We start from the raw sequence: 20976 nt of genomic DNA, 5'->3' as shown, positions 1-20976 counted from the left end.
GCCGGAAGAACCGGCGCGGCATTGGCTTTTACCATTTCTGGTGAACGTGAACCTTGATCAGGCGCTCATAGACATCGGCAAGGGCTGCCAGCGTTTCTGCTGGGATGGCTGGGAGTTCGCTTGCCGCGGCATTGGCCTTCGCCTGTGCCTCGTTGCGAGCCCCTGGAATGACGACGGAGACGGCCGGGCTCTGGAGGATCCAGGCGAGCGCGAACTGCGCCATCGACGCGCCCTGTGGCACGAGCGGCCGCACCTGCTCGACGGCTTCGAGCGCCACATCCAGCGGCACACCGGCAAAAGTTTCGCCGACATCGAAGAATTCGCCGTTCCGGTTGAACTTGCGATGATCGTCATCGGCAAATTTGGTATCGGCAGTGATCTTGCCGGACAGGAGGCCAGACGCCAGCGGGACGCGGACGATGATGCCGACATTTTTCTTCTGCGCCTGCTCGAAGAACAGGTCATGCGGGCGTTGGCGGAAGATGTTGTAGATGATCTGGATCGTCGCGACGCCCGGATACTCGATCGCCTTCAGCGCTTCCTCGACATTGGAGACGGAGACGCCATAGCTGCGGATCTTGCCCTTGACGGTCAGGTCGTCGAGCGCGCCGAACATGTCCGGCCGGTAGAACACTTCCGTCGGCGGGCAGTGAAGCTGCACGAGATCGAGTGTCTCGACGCCGAGATTGGTGAGGCTTCTATCGATGAAGGCTTCGATATTGGTGGCGGTATAGCCTTCGGCCACATGCGGATTCAACCGGCGGCCGGCTTTGGTGGCAACGAAGGGCTTTTCGCCGCCGCGTTCCTTCAAGACGGACGCGATGATCTTTTCCGAGCGGCCGTCGCCATAGACGTCGGCCGTGTCGACGAACGTGACGCCGGCATCGAGGGCTGCGTTCAGGGCGCGCTTGCCGTCTTCCTCCGTCACGTCGCCCCAGGCGCCGCCGATCTGCCAGGCGCCGAAGCCGATTTCGGAAATGGCAGCACCTGTGCGTCCCAATGTTCTGTTTTTCATCGCGTATTTCCTCGTTTGGCAGTCATGCCGCCTTGGTGTTCCCGTCGGGAGGAGGGCAGTTTATTCTAAAAGACATTCTTATGCCGGATGTGACAGGCAACCAAGCGGCCGGTTCCGGTCTTCCGCATCTATATTGGCCAGACCAGCAACAGCATCGGAATGCTGACGACCAGCACGATGGCCGACAGCGGCAGCCCAAGGCGGGCATAGTCTCCGAAACGATAGCCGCCGGGTCCCATGACCAGCGTGTTGCACTGGTGTCCGATAGGGGTGAGAAAATCACAACCGGCGCCGATCGCCACCGCCATCAGGAACGCATCCGGCCGGAAACCGAGATTTTCCGCAAAGGTCGCGGCAATAGGCGCCATGACCAGCACCGTTGCCGCATTGTTGAGGAATGGTGTCACAGCCATGGCGGCCACCAGAATGAGCGCCAGGGCACCGGAGGGCGGCAGCATGGCAGCGAGTTTGGACAGAAGGCTGGCGATGATATCTGTCGTCCCGGTGGTTCTGAGGGAATCACTGATCGGGATCAAGGCGGCGAGCATGATCAGGATCGGCGCGTCCAGATGTTCGTAGACGTCTTTCAATGGCAGTGAACCGGACACCACCATCAAAAATGCGGCAGCGAAAAAAGCGTGGGCGACGGGAACGCCGCCAAAGGCTGTTGCGCCCATCGTGACGATCAGGATCAGCAGTGGAACGATGCTGTTACGTACGCTTCCAAGCTTCAGGTCGCGCTCCACCAGCGGCAGGCAGCCCCATTCGCGCAAAAGGTCCGGCAGGCGGCGAAGGTCGCCTTGAAGCACCAGCACATCGCCGTTGCGGATCTTGATTTCACCCAGGCGTTCGGTGAAGCGCTTGTCGCGGCGGCTGACGGCCAGAAGGTTGAGACCGGTGTTTTCAAACAGCGACACATCCTTGGCGCTGAGCCCGATCAATTGCGAATGTTCGCCGACAACAGCCTCGACGGAGCCGACGTCCTTGATCGTATCCTTTTCATGCTTGCGATCGGAGAGCTGGAGCTTGCCTTCCTTGACGATGCGGTCGAGTGCGGCTTGTTCGCCTTCGATGATGAGCAGGTCGCTTTCCTTGAGCACAGTGTCCGGCAGCGGCGAGCGCTTCCTGTCGCCATTGCTGATGATGGCCGTCACCATGGCGTCGCCCTGCGCCGGCTTCTGCAGCCAGCTGATGGATTGTCCGGTTGCCGATGATTGCGCAGTGACGCGCGCTTCGGTGGTGTAGTTCTTGATCCGGAGCGCTTCGTCGAGCGAAGCCTGTTCTTTCACTCGTTCCGGCAGGAGCTTGTAGAAGACCGCGAGGAAAGCAATGCCGGCCAGCGTAAGGGCGGCTCCGACCGGCGTATAGTCGAACATCGTGAACGGCGTGCCGGTGATTTCCTCGCGCACCCGCGAAACGATGATGTTCGGCGAGGTGCCGATCTGTGTCATCAGCCCACCCAGCAGTGAGGCAAAAGCCATGGGCATCAGGAACAGCGATGGCGAAACCCGCGACTTCCGCGCCATCTGGAACGCAACGGGGATCATGATGGCCAAAGCACCGATATTCTTGATGAAAGCGGAGAGAACAGCCACGACCGCGACCAGAATGAATAACTGGACCCGCGGGCCGCGCCGTTCGGGCGAGAAGCGGCGCAGCGCGATTTCCATGATGCCGGATCGGGATATGGCGGCGCTAACCACCAGCGCACTGGCAACGATGATGACGATGTCATCCGAAAAGCCGGAGAATGCTTCCGTGACCGGGACAATCCCAATGGCAACGGCCACCAGCAGCGATCCGGCAGCGACGATATCGTACCTGTAACGCCCCCATAGGAATGCGGCCATCATCAGGGCGATGACAAGGAGAGAAAGCCATTGGTCCGTGCGCATGGGCGTATCCTGATGGGTATCGTTAAACGCCCGAAATGCAAAATCGATGCGGTTGCGGAAAAAGATAGGCGGGGATCGCGCCGGTCAAGCCGGGGCACGGGCAAAAATCTCAGTCGCCGAGCTTCAGAAACGTGCGGCCACGGCTGAGGTCGAGGATGATGGCGGAAGCGGTCTCGGCCGTATCCCTGGGAATTTGCAACGACAGTTCCGCTCCAGTGCCGGTAAAGGCTTCGGCGCTGATCGTGATGCCAAGCGCGGTAAGCCGCGCCTTGATGAGAGCGAGATCGGAAAAGTCGCAGACCGCGCTGCCCGTCACGGTTTCGATGACTTCGGTTTTCTCCGCCGCCCGCAGGCACATCGCCGCCGTGCCGCCATAGGCGCGCATCAGCCCGCCGCTGCCGAGCAACGTGCCGCCGAACCAGCGGGTGACGACGGCGGCGACGTGATCCAGCGATTGACCGTCGATTGCCTGGAGGATCGGTTTTCCCGCCGTTCCGCTGGGTTCGCCATCGTCGCTGAAGCGATAGGTCTGGCCGATGCGATAGGCCCAGCAATTGTGGCTGGCCGTCAGGTCCGAATGCCGGGTGATGAAGTCGCGGGCTTCTTCTTCGTTGCCCACAGGCCCGCAGATTGCCAGGAAACGGCTTTTCTTGATTTCCTGTGTCTGGGTCTCGATGCGCTGAAGCGTAAACATTCGCCGGTTCCGTTTGCGCGGTGATAGCGCATCGAGAGCCTTGATGCCAACAGGCGAGAAAGGTTTCTGCCCATCCCGGTCAAGACCAGGATGGGCTGGGAAAGAAGCGTCCTATCAGCCGATCGACATCAGGCTGGCATTGCCGCCAGCCGCCGCCGTGTTGACGCTGGTGGAGACTTCTTCGAGCAGCCAGTTGAGGCAATAGGCGTCCGGGTTTTTGGCAAGCTCGGCCGTCGAGGCTGCCTGAACCAGGACCAGAGGGCCGGGAAGTGCTGCGATCTTCTTGTTGACCGTTCGGATGCGCTCCGCTTCGCCTTCGATCAATGCACCGGCAAAAGGCACATCCATCCGCCAGTCAGCGGTGAAGGAAACCCGGGCGGCGGCGGTGGCGGGCAGTGAAGCGAGCGCTTCCTTGAGGCCGGAAGCGGTATCGACGACGGCGGCGTTGCCGGTGGCGAACACTGCGGCCAGCTGGCGGTAAAGGCCATCGGCTGTTTCCGGCACGAGCAGGATACGGCCACGCGGATGCAGCGCATAGAGATTGCGCTCGCCAACCGGTCCCGCAAGCTCGGTCGTCAGGCCAAGTGCCGATTGGCTGCCGGTTTCGCGGGCGTCCTGCGCTTGTGTCTTCAGGCCCTTGCTGTCCAGCCACTTGGCAAAATCGAGCAGGACCGGATCGGTGTGAACCGAGCTATGCTGCGGCGGAACCGGCGGCGTGGTGACGAGGCGGCCGAGATAGAGCGGGCCGCCGGCCTTCGGGCCGGTGCCGGACAGGCCACGTCCGCCAAAGGGCTGCACGCCGACAACGGCGCCGATGATGTTGCGGTTGACGTAGAGATTGCCGGCCTTCACGCGGGAGGTGACATGGGCAATCGTCTCGTCGAGGCGCGTATGCAGGCCGAAGGTCAGGCCATAACCGGTGGCGTTGATATCGTCGATCAGCCGGTCGAGATCGTCGCGCTCATAGCGCAGCACGTGCAGCACCGGACCGAAGACTTCACGCTTCAGCTCGGAAAGCTGCTTCAGCTCGATGATCGTCGGCGGCACGAATGTGCCTTGCGCCGTGGCTGGCGACAGCGCGATCTGCTCGACCTTGGCGCCGATACCGCGCATGGCGGCGATATGCTTTTCGATGATGCCCTTGGCTTCCCCGGTGATCACCGGGCCGACATCGACGGCGAGGCGGTCGGTGCGGCCGATATCGAGTTCGTGCAGGGCGCCTTTCAGCATGGTCAGCACGCGATCGGCAACATCGTCCTGCAGGCACAGCACGCGCAGCGCCGAGCAGCGCTGGCCGGCACTGTCGAAGGCGGATGCAATGACGTCGCCGACAACCTGTTCGGCAAGTGCTGAGGAATCGACGATCATGGCGTTCTGGCCGCCGGTTTCGGCAATCAGCGGGATCGGCTTACCGGAGGCCGACAGCCGGTCGGCAAGCTGCGCCTGGATCAGCCGGGCGACTTCGGTCGAGCCGGTGAACATCACGCCTGCAATGTGGGGCGCGCCGACGAGGGCAGCCCCGACACGGCCGTCGCCCGGAAGCAATTGCAGCGCTTCGGCCGGGATGCCTGCCTCATGCAGGATGCGAACACCTTCTGCAGCGATCAGCGGCGTTTCTTCGGCGGGCTTGGCCAGCACGGGGTTGCCCGCGACCAGCGCTGCGGCGATCTGGCCGGCAAAGATGGCCAGCGGGAAGTTCCAGGGGCTGATGCAGACGATCGGGCCGAGCGCCTGATGCGCCGGGCCGAGCGTGCGAGTTGCCTGTTCGGCATAATAGCGCAGGAAGTCGATGGCTTCGCGGACCTCGGCGATGGCGTTGGGCAGCGACTTGCCGGCCTCGCGGACGATCAGGCCGAGGAGTGCGGGCATGCGGTCCTGCATCAGGTCGGCGGCGCGCACCAGGCATTGGGCGCGCTCGCTGGGCGAAACGGCGCTCCACTTGGCACCTTCGGCGCGGGCGATCTCGACGGCACGGCGCGCGTCATCCTCGGCCGTTTCGATCACGGAGCCGACGATATCGCGGTGATCGCCGGGATTGAGGACCGGGCGGCTCTCGCCGCGCAGGGTTTCGGCGCAGAGATGTGGCGCAGCCTTCCAGTCCGTCGCGGCACTTGCCTTCAACGCTTCCGAGAGCATCGACAGCGATGTCTCGTTGGAAAGATCGAGACCGGCGGAATTCGCTCGCCCGGCGTAGAGATCGACCGGCGCCTTGATCTGATCATGCTGGGCACCCATCACCGGCATGGCGCGGACGGTATCGACCGGATCGGCGATCAAGTCGTCGATCGAGACGGCCGGATCGGCGATGCGGTTGACGAAGGAGGAGTTGGCGCCGTTTTCGAGCAGGCGGCGGACAAGGTAGGCAAGTAGCGTCTCATGCGTGCCGACTGGTGCGTAGATGCGGGCCGGGCGGTCGAGATTGGCCTTGCCGACCACTTCGTCGTAAAGCGGCTCGCCCATGCCGTGCAGGCACTGGAATTCATAATCGCCAACCTTGAAGTCAGGCCCGGCCATCTCATAGATCGTTGCCAGAGACTGCGCATTGTGGGTGGCAAATTGCGGGAAGATGACGTCCTTGGCGGCAAGCAGCTTGCTGGCGCAGGCAATGTAGGAGATGTCGGTGTAAATCTTGCGGGTATAGACCGGGAAACCTTCGAGACCGTCGATCTGCGCGCGCTTGATCTCGGCATCCCAATAGGCGCCCTTGACGAGGCGTACCATCATCCGGTGGCCGGAACGGCGGGCGAGATCGATGATGAAATCGAGCACGAACGGGCAGCGCTTGCCATAGGCCTGGACGACGAAGCCGACGCCGTTCCAGCCGGACAGGGCCGGGTCGAGGCGCAGTGATTCCAGAAGATCCAGCGACAGTTCCAGCCGGTCTGCTTCCTCGGCATCGATGTTGAGGCCAATATCGTAGCTCTTGGCGATCAGCGCCAGCGCCTTCACCTTTGGCAGCAGTTCGCCCATGACACGGGCCGACTGGGCGCGGACGTAGCGCGGATGCAGGGCCGACAGCTTGATCGAGATGCCCGGGCCTTCATAGATGCCGCGGCCGGCGGACGCCTTGCCGATGGCGTGGATGGCGTTTTCGTAGTCGGCATAATAGCGCGTGGCGTCGGCGGCTGTCGTCGCGGCCTCTCCCAGCATGTCGTAAGAATAACGGAAGCCGCGGGCTTCCAACGGCCGCGAGCGCTTCAGCGCCTCGTCGATGGTTTCACCGGTGACGAACTGCTCGCCCATCATCCGCATCGCCATATCGACGCCACGGCGGATCACCGGCTCGCCAGCGCGTGCGATCAGGCGGGTGAGCGCGGCCGACAGGCTGCGATCGTTGACGGTCGAGGTCAGCTTGCCAGTGACGACGAGACCCCAGGTGGCAGCGTTGACGAACAGGGAGCGGCCGCCGCCGATATGCGAGCGCCAGTCGCCGTCGGCGATCTTGTCGCGGATCAGCGCATCGCGGGTTGCGGTGTCGGGAATGCGCAGCAGGGCTTCGGCCAGGCACATCAGGGCCACGCCTTCCTGGCTCGACAGCGAGTATTCATGCACCAGACCCTCGACACCGGAGCCTTTGTGCTTGGCGCGCAGGGCGGTGATCAGTTTGCGGGCCGTCGTCCTGGCGCGGGCGCGAACATCATCGGGAAGCGTCGCGGCCGCCACCAGCGGCGGCAGGCATTCGGTCTCGGGGCGGCGATAGGCGGCGGTGATTGCCTGACGCAAGGCGGTCTGTTCGGCAATCGGCGGGGCGAAATCGGCAAAGGGAGCGGTCGGGCTATTAGAAGTGTTTTGCGGCAGCGGCTGGCTCATCAGATCGTCCCTGTTCGAAGCTGTCAGGCACACGCAGTGTGGCCCGGAATTCATGGGCGCAAAATAGGGTAGACGGCTCCGGATAGCTATCCGGGAAAATGAGACTTACGGCGGATGTTTCACCGATTATGATTGTCAAGACCGTACACTCTGCGGCCGTATCCAGATTGAGCCGGATGATCCGGTGTCAGAGAAGCACTTTCTGGGATAGTTTATGGCGAGCCATCAGGCATTCGTCATCGCCCGGCATGCAGGTTCGGCAGACAATCGGGCGCACGGCATAGATCTTGCAACCGACATGAACGCCCAGCTTTCCGTCGAGCGCCGAACAGCGATTGTCCTCGCAGCGCATGCCGCCAAGATCGGCTGACACATATTCTGCCGGGATACGGTCCAGTTCCTCGTCAGTCTCAAGTGAAAACCGTGGCCAGTCTTCGGAATAGCTGCAGCACGCGCCGCAACTCTGGCAGTCGAAATCATCGGTGGGAACGGCAAGGGTCATGCGGGTAGGGTAGCTGAAATCATGCGGGAACGGAATGGGGTGGCGTCATACACGGGTTAACCCTCCCCCTTGTGGGGAGGGTCGTAGCGAAGCGGAGGGGAGGGGCTCTTTTATAAACAGAAAGTCCCCTCCCCAACCCCTCCCCACGAGGGGGAGGGGCCTGACCCATCACGCCACCGCCGCTTCCCTGATCGCGATCTCATAGTCTTCCGTATGCACCAGAATGCCGGTGTCGGTCATCACAGCGATGCCATAGGCGGCGGGTTCGTCGACGGAGAGCGAAGGGTCAGGCGCATCAAAGGGCATCGGCTGCTGGTGGACTGGGCTCTTGAACACCGAAAACGGAATGCCGCGACTGGAGCCCGAAATCGTCCGGTGCACATGGCCAGCGAAAATGTGCAGCACATTGCCCCGGCGTTTGACGACGTCGTAGAAATCCACCTCATTGATCAGCCGCATCAGGTCCATGCCGGTAAAGCCGGTGGCGTGCGGCGGATGGTGCATGAACAACAGCACCGGCAAGTCGCCTGCGGTCTCCAGTTGGCGGTCGAGCCAGGCAAGCCGCTTGGTGCAGAGGAAACCGGCATGGCTGCGCGGGTAGTCGTAAGGCGGTGCAAACAGCGTATCGAGGATCACGGCGCGGCAATCGGGAAAATCGATGACTTGCTGGACGAAACCGTCGTCGTCTGTCGCAACGTCTGGAAAGACATCGCGAAAGGTTTCGCGGTTGTCATGATTGCCTATGGTGATGGCAAGCGGCGGGATCAGCTGGTCCAGCAGACCTTTCAGCCGCTCGTAGGAGGGCTGATCGGCCCGGTGGGCCAGATCGCCCATGACAATGATCCTGTCCGCATCGGCGTGGTAACGGTTGACGTGGTCGATACCGGCGGCGAGCCGTTTGAACGGATCGAGGCCAATGATGGACTGCCCCACGGGCACCATATGCAGGTCGGTGAAGATAATGAGCTTCGTCATTTCGCGGAAATCCGATTAAAAAAGAAAACTCTAATTAATAGATTCACGCTGTCGCTGGATGCGGCGCACGTCAAGCAACATAATTGGGAGGATTCGATCAGAGGGGCCGGTTTCAAACCACATCCCAGGCCACGCCCTTGGTAAGGCACGCCGTACTCATCAAGGCGGACTATCGATGTGAAAAATCCGCGGGCGTGGTAACCGTCAGCGGATAGATCAATTTCGCGGCCGGTCTGTATCCGGGGAAAACGGTGCCGCGCCGCAGTTCTGGCTTTTCACTTTACCCGGCCCGCCTTTGGTACAGTCAGGCTTGCCTGTTCGTTCGGCTCGATGCCGGTCGCGGCGGCGATGGCGATTGCCGGCTGAATGATCTTGCCTTGCGCGAACACGTCACCCATTTCGGCGGCCTGGCTGAACATTGCAGTTGCGGCAGCGCGATCGACGGGCATGCCTTCGCCGTTCTCCAGCATCAGCCCGAGATTGACCATCGCATCGACATTGCCGCGATCGGCGGCGAGTTTGTAAAATTGTGCGGCCTTGTGGTTATCTTCCGGAATCTGCGTGCCCTCATCCAGCATGACGGCGAGATTGAAGGCGCCCAGATTATCCTTGGCGGCCGATGCCCGCTCGAACCATTGCGCTGCAAGTTCACCGTTGGCCGACGTGCCGATGCCGTCGCGATAGGCAACGCCGAGATTGTAGGCGGCGAGAATATTGCCGGTAGCGGCAGCCTTCTGGTAGAGCGCAAACTCCGCTGCATGGTCACCACGTTCACCGAGCATCACGGCATAATTCACCATCGCGACCGCATGGTTGCCCTCCGCCGCCTTTTCCAGCATCGCCATGGCTTGCCCGCGTTGGCCGGCAGCATGGAGCACGCGGGCAAGCTCAAAGGTCTGCCGGGGGCCGCTGCCCTGGTTGTAAGCCTCGCGGCAAGCCGAAAGGGCAATGCCGATGCGGATGTCCTCGGTCGCGACGGGGCGAAAGGCGAGGTTGCGTTGCAGATCGTGTTCACTGCCTGCTTCCGCATCGCACTGGTCTGCCGGCAGCAGCGCCGAGGCAGCGCGAGCGGAAGGAATGGCGATCGCGGCGACTGAAAGCAGACTGACGGCGGTAAGCAGGATCGCGTTGATGGCTGAAATGCGCTTGCTGGGTCCGTTTTTCATGGCGTTCTCCTTGGCGTTTGTGTCACCCTATGGCGCACGCCGGTCTGCGGCTGTTCCTTGGGAAACAGTCCGTGGTGCAGCCGGAGAGGAGGATCAGGACAGGCCGGGAAAAGCGGCATCCAGACGGAAGCGGGATTTCCCACCCCGCCGATATGGATCGCTCGCCGAAAACCGGGTTATGTGAACAAGGAGCAAGGACAATGACGCCAGACATTCAACTGCTGCGGCAAGGCCTTATCGGGCGGCGGACATTCATCGCCGGCTGTGCGCTGGTCGCCGGTGGTCTTGCGGCCATACCGACCCAGGCAAGTACGGTGATCGGCAAGGCATCTGACGTGCGCGGCAAGGTCAATCTCAAGCGGGCGGAAAAGCAGGAAGGGCTGGCAACGGGCGCGCAGATCATGGACAATGATTTTGTGGCGACCGGCAGCGACAGTTTTGCCGATCTGGCGCTGGTCGGTGACACGCGCATCCTTTTGGGCAGCAAGACGGAGCTGCTGCTCGACAGCTTCATTGCCGGCCAGGGGGGGACGATGGAGCTCGGGATGGGGCAGATGGTTTTTGACCGGCCGGAGGGCCTGCCGAAGATCGATCTGGCGCTGCGCACCACGTTCGGCATGATCGGCGTGCGGGGCACGAAGTTTTTTGCTGGCCCCAATCGCGGTGTCTTTGCCGTCTTCGTCGAACACGGCCAAGTGTCTGTGGATGCCGGCGGAGTCCAGCGGCTGGTTGGTGCCGGTGAAGGCATCGAGATTGCAAAGCCGGGCGAAGCGCCGAACGAGACTGTGAAATGGAAGGAAGCCCGGATCGTCGAGGCTTATGCCAGCGCCGGTCTGAAACGTTAGAGCGGCCCATCGTTAGACAGAAGCGCTCCAAGCCTGTTCAGGCTTGACTGGTGAACAGCTCCATTTCGCCAAAGCCCCGGATTTCGTGCATGCCGACCGAGCGCAGTGTGCGGCCGCTCTGGACGGCGGCTTCCGGGCCGATGCAGATGGCGGTGCCGAGAAATTTGTTGGCTTCCTGAAGCCGGGCAGCAAGGTTGATGCAGTCGCCATGCGCGGTATAGTCGAGCTTGCCACCGGCGCCGACTTCGCCGAGCACGGCGATCCCCGTTTCGATGCCGATGCGGGTGCGGCCGAACTGGTGTTCGGCAAAACCCGGACGCTGCCGCATTTCCTCCGTCAGAGCCCGGATTGCCTCGGCACAGTCGATCGCCTTGTTGACGTGGTCATCCAGATCCTCCGGCGCATTGAAGAAGGCATGCACCGCGTCGCCAACCACCTTGTCGACCATGCCGCCATACTGTGCGACGAGACCGTTGACCTCAGCGTAGTAGATGTCGAGCAGGGTGACGAGATCGCGTGGCGGAAGCTTCTGGGATAGTGTGGAAAAGCCCTCGATATCGGTAAACAGGGCAGTGACCGGGCGTTCTTCTCCCGCCACGCGGTCGTCATCCGGGTTATCGATATATCGCGCGACGACGGATTGCGGCAGGTATTGCGAGAATTTGCTGCGCGCCGCGGATTCCGCCCGCCGCACACGGGCGAATTGCAGCGTGCTGGTCACGGCAAGTACGAAGATCAGAGCAAGGCTGATGCCGACGGCATCGACCAGGAGAGCGGAGCCGGCATAGATCGCGGTGGCCGCGGCGATCGTGGCGGAGATGGCCAGAAGCCCGAGGGCAACGGCGGTGACCGGCCGCAGGCGCGTGGCGACAAAAGCCACCAAAAGCCCGCCGATCAGGGCCAGCGCCGCTTCGAACAGGGGCAGTCTTGCCTGTCTCTCGGGAATGAAGCCGGTAAGCACGGCATTGGCGATGTCGGCATGGATTTGCACCGATGGCTCAAGCGGCATCGAGGCGGTGGAGCGCAGTCCGCCGAGATTGGGCAGGCTGCTGCCGATCAGCACCGTCTTGTCCTTGAAACGTCCCTCGGCAACCGCGCCGCTCAGCACATCGCCCGCCGACACCGTGCGCGCCTCGATGGCGCCAATCGGGCTGGCGGCAAAACGCAGGCTGCCATCCTCGTCCAGCTCGATCAACCGGCTCTCAAGCTTCAGCCAGGCGGGTTGCCCGCCCAGAATTGGCGTGCGGCCGCCTGCGGCCAACCGCGCGGCTTCCAGCCCCAGCGCCGGATAGGCGTCATTGCCGATAATCGAGAAAGCCTGGACCCGGCGGATACGGGCATCCTCGTCGCCCACCAGAAACGCCGCTGCTGCCGAGTGCGACGCCGTTTGCAGGAAGCTGCAGGATGCTTCCGCGCCATTGATGAACCAGAGATCGGGAATGGTGACCGGCTTGCGGACCGCAACCGGCGGCACGGGGGCCGGATGCTCCGGTCCCCCATCGGCGATCAGGAAGCCGAGAATGACGGGCACGCCGGAAATCGCCTGCGTCAGGGCAATGTTGGATGGTTCCGCCGGATCGCAGGCCGTACTGAAGATGAAATCGAGGGCGACAGCCCTGGCGCCCGCCTTTGATAATTTCGACAAGAGACCGGCCATTTCGCTCCGGCCCCAGGTCTTGTCCTGCAACTGCTGCATCGATTTGCGATCGACGTCGATGACGACGATTTCTGCCGATTGGGGCGCCGGAACCCATTGGGTGAGGGAATCGAAAAACTGTTCCCGCTGTGTCTCAAGCGCAGGCCCACCATAGAAGAACAGCAGCAATGCGCTGAAAAGGCTCGCAGCCGCCCCCGCAAAAAGCGGCCGGATTCGGGCCAGGCGGAAACTTTTCAAAGGGTTATTCCTCCTCCGGTTCCGCGATCTTCTGCAGGCGGCCGATGTGGCAGGTGATGACGCCGTCGACCCGCTTGATCGCGGCGCTTTCCTCCAGCGCCAGAATGGCCCGGTTCACCTTGGGGCGGCTGGCGCCGAGTATTCCAGCAATGTCGGACTGGCTGAGCGTGATGCGGAGATTTGCGCTTTCGGGCAGGTCGGTTCCGTGGATCTGTTTCAGTGTGGCGAGGAAAAAACGCGCGACGCGAGCGTGCAGGTCGTAAAGCGCGATCGTCTCCAGCCGGTCTGTCGTGTCGCGCAGCTGCGAGCAGAGATAACGGATGATCGATTCCGCTGCATTCGGCGTGTGGGTGATGAAGTCGAGGAAGGCTTTCTTGCTGATGACATAGCCTTCAGTCGCCGTGATCGCCGTTGCATCGGCGGAACGCGGCTGGTTATCGAGAATGGCCATTTCGCCGAAAAGCGCTCCAGCCTCGATATGGCGAAGCAGCAATTCGCGGCCCTGTGGCGTGATCAGCGACAGCTTGATGCGGCCGGACAGGACGGCAATCATGTAATTACCCTCATCGCCGCGCTGGAAAATCACCGTTCCCGGCGTCCATTTGCGATAGGTCGCAAGTGCTGCGATCGCAGAAATCGTCTCCTTGTCGAATTCCTCGAAAATCGGAAAGGAACGCCAGAAGGCTGGACTCTTGTTGATCTCGCTCATTTGCTTCCCCATCCGCAAATTCATTGCTGCCCCGCCGAAATTCTTCTCGCAGTCTTTAAGGCGTTGCAACAAAAAACACTCAGGATGCGGTAATGCCCGGGATATGCTGGCGCTGCCATGGTGGTTTCGCTGTCACAACGATGTTCATTACACGTGACCGTTTGCTCGGTTGACGATCTGCGCAAGGCGTCTACTTATTGTGAACGATCTGTCTCCGGCGCATGGGCTGGATGAATTGGGAATTGCTGATAAATCTGTCGCCAACAAAGAACCCAACCGGAGTCTCTTCCAATGCCGCAGAATGCAGTCCTCCTCGTCGCACGTATCCTTCTGTCGATCCTCTTCATTATCGCCGGCTACGGCAAGCTCACCGCACTCGGCGGCACTGCCGGCTATTTCGGCAGCATGAACCTGCCGCTCCCGATGGTCACGGCCATCCTCGTCACCGCCGTCGAACTGCTCGGTGGTCTTGCCATTCTCGTTGGCCTCTTCACCCGCCCGGCAGCTTACATCCTGGCGCTCTTCTGCGTTGCCACGGCGTTCATCGGCCATGGTGACTTCTCGGTTGCCGGCAACGACATCCACTTCATGAAGAACCTGGCCATGGCTGGCGGCTTCCTGTTCGTCGCCACCTTCGGTGCCGGTTCCCTTTCGGTCGATGCCAAGCGCGCCTGATTGCTGAATAGCTGAATAAAAAAAGCCCGCCGATTGGGAAAATCGGCGGGCTTTTTCGTGTCTGGATAATCGTCAAGGATAGATGACGCCCTTGCGCAGGATGACATTGCCGTAAAGCCGCGGTTCGCTGGTCTGGACGACGGTATGGGCTGCGCGAACCCTCGGATAGAATTCCGGCCCGAGAAGTGGTGTGACTGCACGGTCGGGTTCGTATTTGGCGCAGCAGTCGATAATGTCCTGATGCACGGGGTCGAGTGCATCACGATCCTGTTTCACGGTGGCGCGAAAAATGGCTTCCTGCACGAAGTCGTCGATCGGCAGAACGCTGAGGATGGCGTCGAGAACCGGGATTAGATGATGCCCGTCGAGCCGGATCAGCCGGCGGCCATGCTCCATGCCGGGATAATTTCCATCGACCAATGCGATTTCGTCGCCATGGCCCATGGCGCGCAACGTGCTTAAAAGCTCGGGGCTTAAAAGCGGGTTCAGACCTTTCAGCATCAGGGTGTTTCCTTGAAAAGAACGTTGGTATCTATGAGGTAACGGGAGAACAGCGGCAGGCTGGCGCCACCAATGGCGCGGGCCTGGGCACCGACAGCACCTTCAATGATGTCAGGCAGGATGACGCCTTCAAGATCGAGTTCGCCCGCCGCATTGCGGATTGCCGCGACGATGCGTTCGCGTACCCAGCCGGGAAAGCCTCCGTCGATCACGGCGGCGCCGAAATCGATGATCGAGGCGGAGGAGACGATGGCCTGCGCCAGTGCCGCGGCCGTCAGCTGAATCCAAGTTTCCAGCGGTTCGCCGAAATCGATCCATTCATCAGCGGAATACCAGAGTGGCTTTGGGTCTATGCCCTTATCGCGCAGCAGATTTTCGAGCACGTATATCGAAGCGATCTTCAACAGCTGCTGCGGCTTGCCATTCTTATCGGAAACCTGCAGCGGGCCGACGGCGCCTGCCGTTCCGGTGCGGCCGGAAAACAGCGCCGAGTTCAGGACGATACCGCCGCCGATGAACGAGCCGATATAGAAATAGATGAAATCCGGATAGGAAGAGCCGACTCCGAAGATCAGTTCGGCACCGCAGGCGCTGGTGGCATCGTTCTGCATCAGCACGGGGTGATGGGTGCGGGCCGCCACCTCTTCGCGCAGATCAAAACCGCGCCAGCTGTTCATCGCCTCGCGCGGTGCGCCGGTCTCCTCGGCCCAGCTCCAGAGCTGGAAAGGGGTAGCGATGCCGACGCCCGCGATACGTTCGCGTTGCTCCGCAGTCAGCATCTTTTCGAGTTTGGGGATACCTTCTACGATGAAGGACAGGATGTCGCCGGGCATCGGATAGGCATGCGCTTGATGTAACTGCAGGCGGATATTGCCGACGAAATCCATCAGCACGAGATCGCAGCTGCGCCGGCCGATCTTGACGCCGTAGGAATAGACCGCATCCGGATTGAGCCGCATCGGGATCGAGGGCTGGCCGACACGGCCGCGCACGGGTTCGCCGCGCATCAACAGGTTGTCTTTTTCCAGCGCCCGCATGATGACCGTCACCGTCTGTGCCGAAAGGCCGGAACGCCGGGCAATGTCGGCCTTCGACAGGCTGCCGTGGCGGCGCACCAGCGACATGACCAGCCGTTCGTTGTAGGCCCGCACGCGAGTCAGATTTGCGCCGCCGCCGGGGTCGAAGACGTCCGGAACGGTCGATGCACCGCCGGAACCGGCCTGAGATGTCATGCCCGTTACCTCCCTAAAGCGTGACCTCCTATCCGGGCTGGGTTGTTCCGGACTGGCCTCCTGATCGCGCCTTTATTTTGTTTCTTGCATGCACTGCAACCAAGAGAGGCGCATGCCGATTTTCTGCGCAGAGAATGGCACAGATTTTTAATAATTCAATTTGATTTATTTATTGACAGCATTTCATTTTGATGTTTGTTTTGTGTCCGGAAGCGCCACCCGCACAGAGGAGATGTTGCGGTGGGCGAAGCCTGACGGACCGGTTCGCCGGTTCCATTTTTCAATCCTTGGGAGGATTTCATGAAGAAGACTATTGTTTCCGCCGCTCTCGGCGCGCTGGCGCTTGGCGTCGTATTTTCAGCCCCTGCCCAGGCCGCCGGTGTTTCGGCTTGCCTGATTACCAAGACCGATACCAACCCCTTCTTCGTCAAGATGAAGGAAGGCGCCGAAGCCAAGGCCAAGGAACTGGGTGTTGACCTGAAGTCCTATGCCGGCAAGGTCGATGGCGATCATGACAGTCAGGTTGCTGCCATCGAATCCTGCATCGCCGATGGCGCCAAGGGTATCCTGATTGCCGCTTCCGACACCAAGGCCATCGTTGACCAGGTCAAGAAGGCGCAGGATGCCGGCCTTCTCGTGATCGCGCTCGACACCCCACTGGATCCGCCCGGTTCCGCCGATGCAACATTCGCAACGGACAACCTGCAGGCCGGCAAGCTGATCGGCGCCTGGGCCGCCGCCACCCTCGGCGACAAGGCAAAGGATGCCAAGATCGGCTTCCTCGATCTCGTTCCCTCGCAGCCGACCGTCGACGTTCTGCGCGACCAGGGCTTCATGATCGGCTTCGGCATCGACCCCAAGGATCCGGCGAAGATTGGCGATGAGGACGATCCGCGCATCGTCGGCCATGACGTGACCAACGGCAACGAAGAAGGCGGCCGAACCGCCATGGAAAACCTTCTCCAGAAGGATCCGGACATCAATGTCATCCACACGATCAACGAACCCGCTGCAGTCGGCGCGTATGAAGCGCTGAAGGCCGTCGGCAAGGAAAAGGACGTTCTGATCGTTTCCGTCGACGGCGGTTGCCCGGGCGTCAAGTCGGTGGCTGAAGGCGTCATCGGTGCAACGTCGCAGCAGTATCCGCTGCTGATGGCCTCGCTCGGCATCGAAGCGATCGCCCAGTACGCCAAGGACGGCACCAAGCCGAAGCCGACCGAAGGCAAGGACTTCTTCGATACGGGCGTGGCACTCGTCACCGACAAGCCGGCCGCCGGCGTCGAGTCGATCGACGTCAAGACTGGCACGGACAAGTGCTGGGGTTGATGCCTTAGGGCTTTGAGCACACAATCAATATGGAAGGGCGGTTTCATGGCCGCCCTTTTCAACAACCGGTTGGTAGGCCGGTCTCTTGGGAGGGAGGCGTTGTCATGACAAGCGTCCAGGAATTCGAAAAAACACTGGATCAGAGCGACAAAACAGTCGCTTCATTCGAAGATCGTTCGCTTCTGCGGCGCGTTCAGCATTTCCTGCATTCGACACCGGCCGCCGTGCCGGCAATCGTGCTGATTGTATCCATTATCGTGTTCGGCGTCCTCAAGGGCGAGCGGTTCTTCACCGCCGGAACGCTGACTTTGATCCTGCAGCAGATCGCCGTCGTCGGTATTCTTGGCGCGGCGCAAACGCTGGTCATCCTGACTGCCGGTATCGATCTCTCGATCGGCGTGATTATGGTCCTCTCCGCGGTTGCGATGGGCAACTGCGCGGTCACCTATGGCATGCCGGCGCCGCTCGCCGTGCTCGTCGGCTTTATCGTCGCCGGCGTTTGCGGTCTGATCAACGGCTTCCTCGTTGCCCGGCTGAAGCTGCCGCCGTTCATCGTCACGCTTGGAACATGGAGCATTTTCGCGGCGACGAACTACATCTATTCCGCCAACGAAACCATTCGCCGCGCCGATATCGAGGCGTCGGCGCCCTTCCTTGGGATCTTCGGGTACAGTCTGAAGCTCGGCTCGGCGGTGTTCACGCTCGGCGTGATCATGATGGTCGTGCTGGTGCTGGTACTCTGGTATGCGCTCAATCACACCGCCTGGGGGCGGCACCTTTATGCCGTCGGTGACGATCCTGAAGCCGCTAAACTTTCCGGTATCCGCACCGACCGCGTCCTGCTCGGCACCTATGCGCTGGCGGGTCTGATTGCCGGGCTTGCCGCCTGGGTCTCGATCGGCCGCAATGGTTCTATCTCGCCCTCCTGGGCGGTGACCGACTACAACCTGCAGGCCATTACAGCAGCGGTGATTGGCGGGATCTCGTTGTTTGGCGGCCGTGGTTCCATCCTCGGGACCTTGTTTGGCGCGCTGATCGTCGGCGTCGTCTCGATGGGCCTCAACATGCTCGGTGCCGATCCGCAATGGAAAGTCGGTCTTACCGGTGTCCTCATCATCTCGGCCGTCGCGGTCGACCAATGGATCAGAAAGGTAGCCGGCTGATGGAACCCCTTCTCACCGCACGTGGTATCGTCAAGCGCTACGGCCGCGTCACGGCCCTCGATCAGTCCGATTTCGATCTCTATCCCGGCGAAATCCTCGCCGTGATCGGCGACAATGGTGCGGGAAAATCCTCGCTGATCAAGGCGATCTCAGGCGCCGTCCGGCCCGACGAGGGGGAAATCCGCCTTGACGGAAAGGTCGTGCACTTTTCCAATCCGATGGAGGCGCGCGCCGCTGGCATCGAGACCGTCTATCAGAACCTTGCGCTGTCGCCGGCTCTGTCGATCGCCGACAACATGTTCCTCGGTCGCGAAATCCGCAGGAGCGGCCCGATGGGCTCGCTGTTCCGGATGCTTGACCGGCCGAAGATGGAGAAGATCGCCCGCGACAAATTGAGTGAACTGGGGCTGATGACGATCCAGAACATCAATCAGGCGGTGGAAACCCTGTCCGGCGGCCAGCGACAGGGGGTCGCGGTGGCGCGTGCCGCAGCCTTCGGCTCCAAGGTCATCATTCTCGATGAGCCGACGGCGGCCCTTGGGGTGAAGGAATCGCGCAAGGTTCTGGAGCTGATCCTCGACGTTCGCAAGCGCGGCCTGCCGATCGTGCTGATCTCGCACAACATGCCGCATGTGTTCGAGGTGGCAGACCGCATCCACATCCACCGGCTTGGCAAACGCCTCTGCGTCATCAATCCGAAGGACTATACGATGTCGGATGCCGTCGCCTTTATGACAGGGGCCAAGGTTCCGCCGGAGGCTGCCGTCGCATGACCATGACGCTTGCCGCCATCGCGGATAGCATCGTCGAGAAGGCGGGTAAGTCGTCCCGCTTCATCGTCGCCATCGCCGGCCCCCCGGGGGCCGGCAAGTCCACGCTTGCAGATGCGCTGCAGGAGGAGCTGACGCGCCGTGGCGAAAAATCGGCCGTGCTGCCGATGGACGGTTTTCACATGGACAACGGCATTCTCGAAGAGCGCGGCCTGCTGAAGCGCAAAGGCGCGCCGGAGACCTTCGATGTGCGCGCCTTCATCGATATCGTTTCAGCGGTGCGCAAGGCCGATGAAGAGGTTCTCGTGCCGGTATTCGACCGGTCGCGCGAAATCGCCATTGCGTCGGCCCGGCCGGTATCGCCGGAAATGCGTATCATCCTTGCTGAAGGCAATTACCTGCTGCTGAACGAGGCGCCGTGGTCGCGGCTCGATGGCATGTTCGACCTGTCGATCTTCGTCGGTCCACCCTATGAGGTGCTGGAAGAGCGGCTGCGGCAGCGCTGGGTCCATTATGGGCTGGATGCCGCGGGCATCGAATGGAAGCTCTACGGCAACGATCTGCCGAACGGCAAACGGATCATCGACAATTCGAGGCCGGCCGATATCGCCATCGAGATTTTCGAAACGGCCTGATGCCGGGCAATCGATCATTGTTTTCCGCCACACAATGATGCTATCGGAGCCTTCGGTCAGCGCATGCCCGAACCCATGCGCAAAAGATTGCGTCTGGAGATACCGCCATGAGCCCACAGTCCGTCACCGAACTGACGATCCGCCGTCCCGACGACTGGCATCTGCATCTGCGCGATGGCGGCATGCTCAAGGGCGTCATCGGTGACACCAGCCGCCACTTCGCCCGCGCCATCATCATGCCCAATCTTGTGCCGCCGGTGGTGACCACCGCCGATGCGACGGCCTATCGCGAACGCATCATGGCCGCCTTGCCGAAGGGCGACCGTTTCGAGCCGCTGATGACGCTCTATCTCACCGAGGGAACCAACCCGGATGACGTCGAGGCTGGTCATGCCAGCGGCCTGATCAAGGCCGTCAAGCTCTATCCGGCCGGCGCGACCACCAATTCGCATGGCGGCGTGCGCAACTTTGAAAATGCCATGCCGGTTCTGGAGCGGATGGCCAAGATCGGCCTGCCGCTTTGTGTCCACGGTGAGGTGACGACGCCGGAAATCGATATTTTCGACCGCGAAGCCGTCTTCATCGAAACCGTGCTCGAGCCGCTTCGTGCCCGCCTGCCGGAACTGAAGGTGACGATGGAGCATGTCACCACCAAGGACGGTATCGACTACATCAAGTCGGCAAAGAGCAATCTCGCCGGTTCGATCACCACCCATCATCTGATTATCAACCGCAACGCCATCCTGGTCGGCGGTATCCGCCCGCATTACTATTGCCTGCCGGTCGCCAAGCGCGAACTGCATCGTCTGGCGCTGCGGGCTGCGGCAACCTCCGGCGATGGCCGTTTCTTCCTCGGCACGGATTCTGCGCCGCATGTCGATCCGCTGAAGGAGTGCGCCTGCGGCTGTGCCGGTATCTATACCTCGATCAACACGATGAGCTGCCTTGCGCATGTGTTCGAACAGGAAAATGCCCTGGACAAGCTGGAGGCCTTCACATCGCTGAATGGTCCGGCCTGGTACGGCCTGCCGGTCAACGAGGAGACGATCACATTGCGCAAGCAGGCAGACGCTCTGACATTCCCGGAAAAGATCGAGACGGAAGCAGGTACGGTGACGGTGTTCGATCCGATGTTTCCGCTGCATTGGGCCGTTTCCTGAAGGTGAGCC

General features: G+C 61.4%; 18 protein-coding genes and 1 pseudogene. 7 read left to right on the top strand and 12 right to left on the bottom strand.

The window, feature by feature from the left end; translation table 11 throughout:
• Nucleotides 1-28: 28 nt before the first annotated feature.
• The 8 genes and pseudogenes from ASD36_RS05005 to ASD36_RS31745 form a co-directional block, all read right to left on the bottom strand.
• Nucleotides 29-1015 carry an aldo/keto reductase gene (locus tag ASD36_RS05005; RefSeq protein ID WP_060500713.1) on the bottom strand — a complete coding sequence of 329 codons (987 nt, stop codon included), beginning with the start codon at nt 1013-1015 and terminating at the stop codon, nt 29-31.
• Nucleotides 1016-1143: 128 nt separating this feature from the next.
• Nucleotides 1144-2910 carry an SLC13 family permease gene (locus ASD36_RS05000; protein WP_060500711.1) on the bottom strand — a complete coding sequence of 589 codons (1767 nt, stop codon included), beginning with the start codon at nt 2908-2910 and terminating at the stop codon, nt 1144-1146.
• A 109-nt stretch (nt 2911-3019) separates the two neighbouring features.
• Entirely contained in the window at nt 3020-3604 is a 585-nt protein-coding gene (locus ASD36_RS04995) for a YigZ family protein (protein WP_060500709.1), read from the bottom strand.
• Nucleotides 3605-3718: 114 nt separating this feature from the next.
• On the bottom strand, nt 3719-7414 hold the full coding sequence (gene putA / locus ASD36_RS04990; RefSeq protein ID WP_060500706.1) for a trifunctional transcriptional regulator/proline dehydrogenase/L-glutamate gamma-semialdehyde dehydrogenase: 3696 nt from the start codon (nt 7412-7414) through the stop codon (nt 3719-3721).
• Between the two features lie 187 nt (nt 7415-7601).
• Nucleotides 7602-7916, bottom strand: a complete 315-nt coding sequence (locus tag ASD36_RS04985) for a YkgJ family cysteine cluster protein (protein ID WP_037204632.1) — start codon at nt 7914-7916, stop codon at nt 7602-7604.
• 168 nt (nt 7917-8084) lie between these two features.
• Nucleotides 8085-8891, bottom strand: a complete 807-nt coding sequence (locus tag ASD36_RS04980) for a phosphodiesterase (RefSeq protein WP_060500704.1) — start codon at nt 8889-8891, stop codon at nt 8085-8087.
• Between the two features lie 275 nt (nt 8892-9166).
• Nucleotides 9167-9493: a tetratricopeptide repeat protein gene (locus tag ASD36_RS31750; protein WP_347360122.1), complete on the bottom strand. Its 327-nt coding sequence runs from the start codon at nt 9491-9493 to the stop codon at nt 9167-9169.
• A gap of 18 nt (nt 9494-9511) precedes the next feature.
• Nucleotides 9512-10057, bottom strand: a pseudogene (locus ASD36_RS31745) (sel1 repeat family protein); the annotation flags it as partial.
• 221 nt (nt 10058-10278) lie between these two features.
• Between ASD36_RS31745 and ASD36_RS04970 the strand changes: the two are divergent.
• On the top strand, nt 10279-10902 hold the full coding sequence (locus tag ASD36_RS04970; protein WP_060501376.1) for a FecR family protein: 624 nt from the start codon (nt 10279-10281) through the stop codon (nt 10900-10902).
• Nucleotides 10903-10939: 37 nt separating this feature from the next.
• Here the strand turns inward: ASD36_RS04970 and ASD36_RS04965 are convergent, their stop codons facing one another.
• Together ASD36_RS04965 and ASD36_RS04960 are read right to left on the bottom strand one after the other, a co-directional pair.
• Nucleotides 10940-12796, bottom strand: a complete 1857-nt coding sequence (locus ASD36_RS04965) for an adenylate/guanylate cyclase domain-containing protein (protein ID WP_060500702.1) — start codon at nt 12794-12796, stop codon at nt 10940-10942.
• 4 nt (nt 12797-12800) lie between these two features.
• Nucleotides 12801-13505 (bottom strand): Crp/Fnr family transcriptional regulator, encoded by a 705-nt coding sequence (locus ASD36_RS04960; protein ID WP_060500700.1) that lies wholly within the window; start codon nt 13503-13505, stop codon nt 12801-12803.
• A gap of 291 nt (nt 13506-13796) precedes the next feature.
• Here ASD36_RS04960 and ASD36_RS04955 point away from each other — a divergent pair, with 291 nt between their 5' ends.
• A complete protein-coding gene (locus ASD36_RS04955) occupies nt 13797-14180 on the top strand; it encodes a DoxX family protein (protein WP_060500697.1) in 384 nt (127 codons plus the stop codon).
• Between the two features lie 72 nt (nt 14181-14252).
• Here the strand turns inward: ASD36_RS04955 and ASD36_RS04950 are convergent, their stop codons facing one another.
• Both ASD36_RS04950 and ASD36_RS04945 read right to left on the bottom strand, forming a co-directional pair.
• The gene (locus ASD36_RS04950) at nt 14253-14681 is read right to left on the bottom strand and encodes an RbsD/FucU domain-containing protein (RefSeq protein ID WP_060500695.1); all 429 of its coding nucleotides are present in this window, start codon (nt 14679-14681) and stop codon (nt 14253-14255) included.
• Nucleotides 14681-15913: an ROK family transcriptional regulator gene (locus ASD36_RS04945; protein WP_060500693.1), complete on the bottom strand. Its 1233-nt coding sequence runs from the start codon at nt 15911-15913 to the stop codon at nt 14681-14683. Before ASD36_RS04945 ends, ASD36_RS04950 begins: the two co-directional genes overlap by 1 nt.
• Before the next feature lie 300 nt (nt 15914-16213).
• Between ASD36_RS04945 and ASD36_RS04940 the strand changes: the two genes are divergently transcribed.
• The 5 genes from ASD36_RS04940 to pyrC all read left to right on the top strand — a co-directional run bounded on the left by ASD36_RS04940 (nt 16214) and on the right by pyrC (nt 20967).
• Nucleotides 16214-17239 (top strand): sugar ABC transporter substrate-binding protein, encoded by a 1026-nt coding sequence (locus tag ASD36_RS04940; RefSeq protein WP_060500692.1) that lies wholly within the window; start codon nt 16214-16216, stop codon nt 17237-17239.
• Nucleotides 17240-17343: 104 nt separating this feature from the next.
• On the top strand, nt 17344-18402 hold the full coding sequence (locus ASD36_RS04935; protein ID WP_060500690.1) for an ABC transporter permease: 1059 nt from the start codon (nt 17344-17346) through the stop codon (nt 18400-18402).
• Nucleotides 18378-19175, top strand: coding sequence for an ATP-binding cassette domain-containing protein (locus tag ASD36_RS04930; RefSeq protein ID WP_082511891.1), 798 nt, complete (start codon nt 18378-18380; stop codon nt 19173-19175). Before ASD36_RS04935 ends, ASD36_RS04930 begins: the two co-directional genes overlap by 25 nt.
• On the top strand, nt 19172-19807 hold the full coding sequence (locus tag ASD36_RS04925) for a nucleoside triphosphate hydrolase (RefSeq protein ID WP_060500686.1): 636 nt from the start codon (nt 19172-19174) through the stop codon (nt 19805-19807). The genes ASD36_RS04930 and ASD36_RS04925 overlap by 4 nt, the downstream gene beginning before the upstream one ends.
• Nucleotides 19808-19914: 107 nt before the next feature.
• Nucleotides 19915-20967: a dihydroorotase gene (gene pyrC, locus ASD36_RS04920; protein ID WP_060500684.1), complete on the top strand. Its 1053-nt coding sequence runs from the start codon at nt 19915-19917 to the stop codon at nt 20965-20967.
• The last annotated feature ends 9 nt before the right edge of the window (nt 20968-20976 follow it).

This window comes from Rhizobium sp. Root1334 (genome assembly GCF_001426665.1).
GTDB lineage: Bacteria > Pseudomonadota > Alphaproteobacteria > Rhizobiales > Rhizobiaceae > Pararhizobium.
The sequence above is the reverse complement of the archived record's forward strand: the minus strand, read 5'-3'. Positions and strand labels throughout refer to the sequence as shown.

Excerpts from the sequence above, each read along its gene's own strand:
- ASD36_RS05005 (WP_060500713.1), bottom strand. The coding sequence starts at position 1,015 with ATGAAAAACAGAACATTGGGACGCACAGGTGCTGCCATTTCCGAAATC.
- ASD36_RS05000 (WP_060500711.1), bottom strand. The coding sequence starts at position 2,910 with ATGCGCACGGACCAATGGCTTTCTCTCCTTGTCATCGCCCTGATGATG.
- ASD36_RS04995 (WP_060500709.1), bottom strand. The coding sequence starts at position 3,604 with ATGTTTACGCTTCAGCGCATCGAGACCCAGACACAGGAAATCAAGAAA.
- putA (WP_060500706.1), bottom strand. The coding sequence starts at position 7,414 with ATGAGCCAGCCGCTGCCGCAAAACACTTCTAATAGCCCGACCGCTCCC.
- ASD36_RS04985 (WP_037204632.1), bottom strand. The coding sequence starts at position 7,916 with ATGACCCTTGCCGTTCCCACCGATGATTTCGACTGCCAGAGTTGCGGC.
- ASD36_RS04980 (WP_060500704.1), bottom strand. The coding sequence starts at position 8,891 with ATGACGAAGCTCATTATCTTCACCGACCTGCATATGGTGCCCGTGGGG.
- ASD36_RS04960 (WP_060500700.1), bottom strand. The coding sequence starts at position 13,505 with ATGAGCGAGATCAACAAGAGTCCAGCCTTCTGGCGTTCCTTTCCGATT.
- ASD36_RS04955 (WP_060500697.1), top strand. The coding sequence starts at position 13,797 with ATGCCGCAGAATGCAGTCCTCCTCGTCGCACGTATCCTTCTGTCGATC.
- ASD36_RS04950 (WP_060500695.1), bottom strand. The coding sequence starts at position 14,681 with ATGCTGAAAGGTCTGAACCCGCTTTTAAGCCCCGAGCTTTTAAGCACG.
- ASD36_RS04945 (WP_060500693.1), bottom strand. The coding sequence starts at position 15,913 with ATGACATCTCAGGCCGGTTCCGGCGGTGCATCGACCGTTCCGGACGTC.
- ASD36_RS04940 (WP_060500692.1), top strand. The coding sequence starts at position 16,214 with ATGAAGAAGACTATTGTTTCCGCCGCTCTCGGCGCGCTGGCGCTTGGC.
- ASD36_RS04935 (WP_060500690.1), top strand. The coding sequence starts at position 17,344 with ATGACAAGCGTCCAGGAATTCGAAAAAACACTGGATCAGAGCGACAAA.
- ASD36_RS04930 (WP_082511891.1), top strand. The coding sequence starts at position 18,378 with ATGGATCAGAAAGGTAGCCGGCTGATGGAACCCCTTCTCACCGCACGT.
- ASD36_RS04925 (WP_060500686.1), top strand. The coding sequence starts at position 19,172 with ATGACCATGACGCTTGCCGCCATCGCGGATAGCATCGTCGAGAAGGCG.
- pyrC (WP_060500684.1), top strand. The coding sequence starts at position 19,915 with ATGAGCCCACAGTCCGTCACCGAACTGACGATCCGCCGTCCCGACGAC.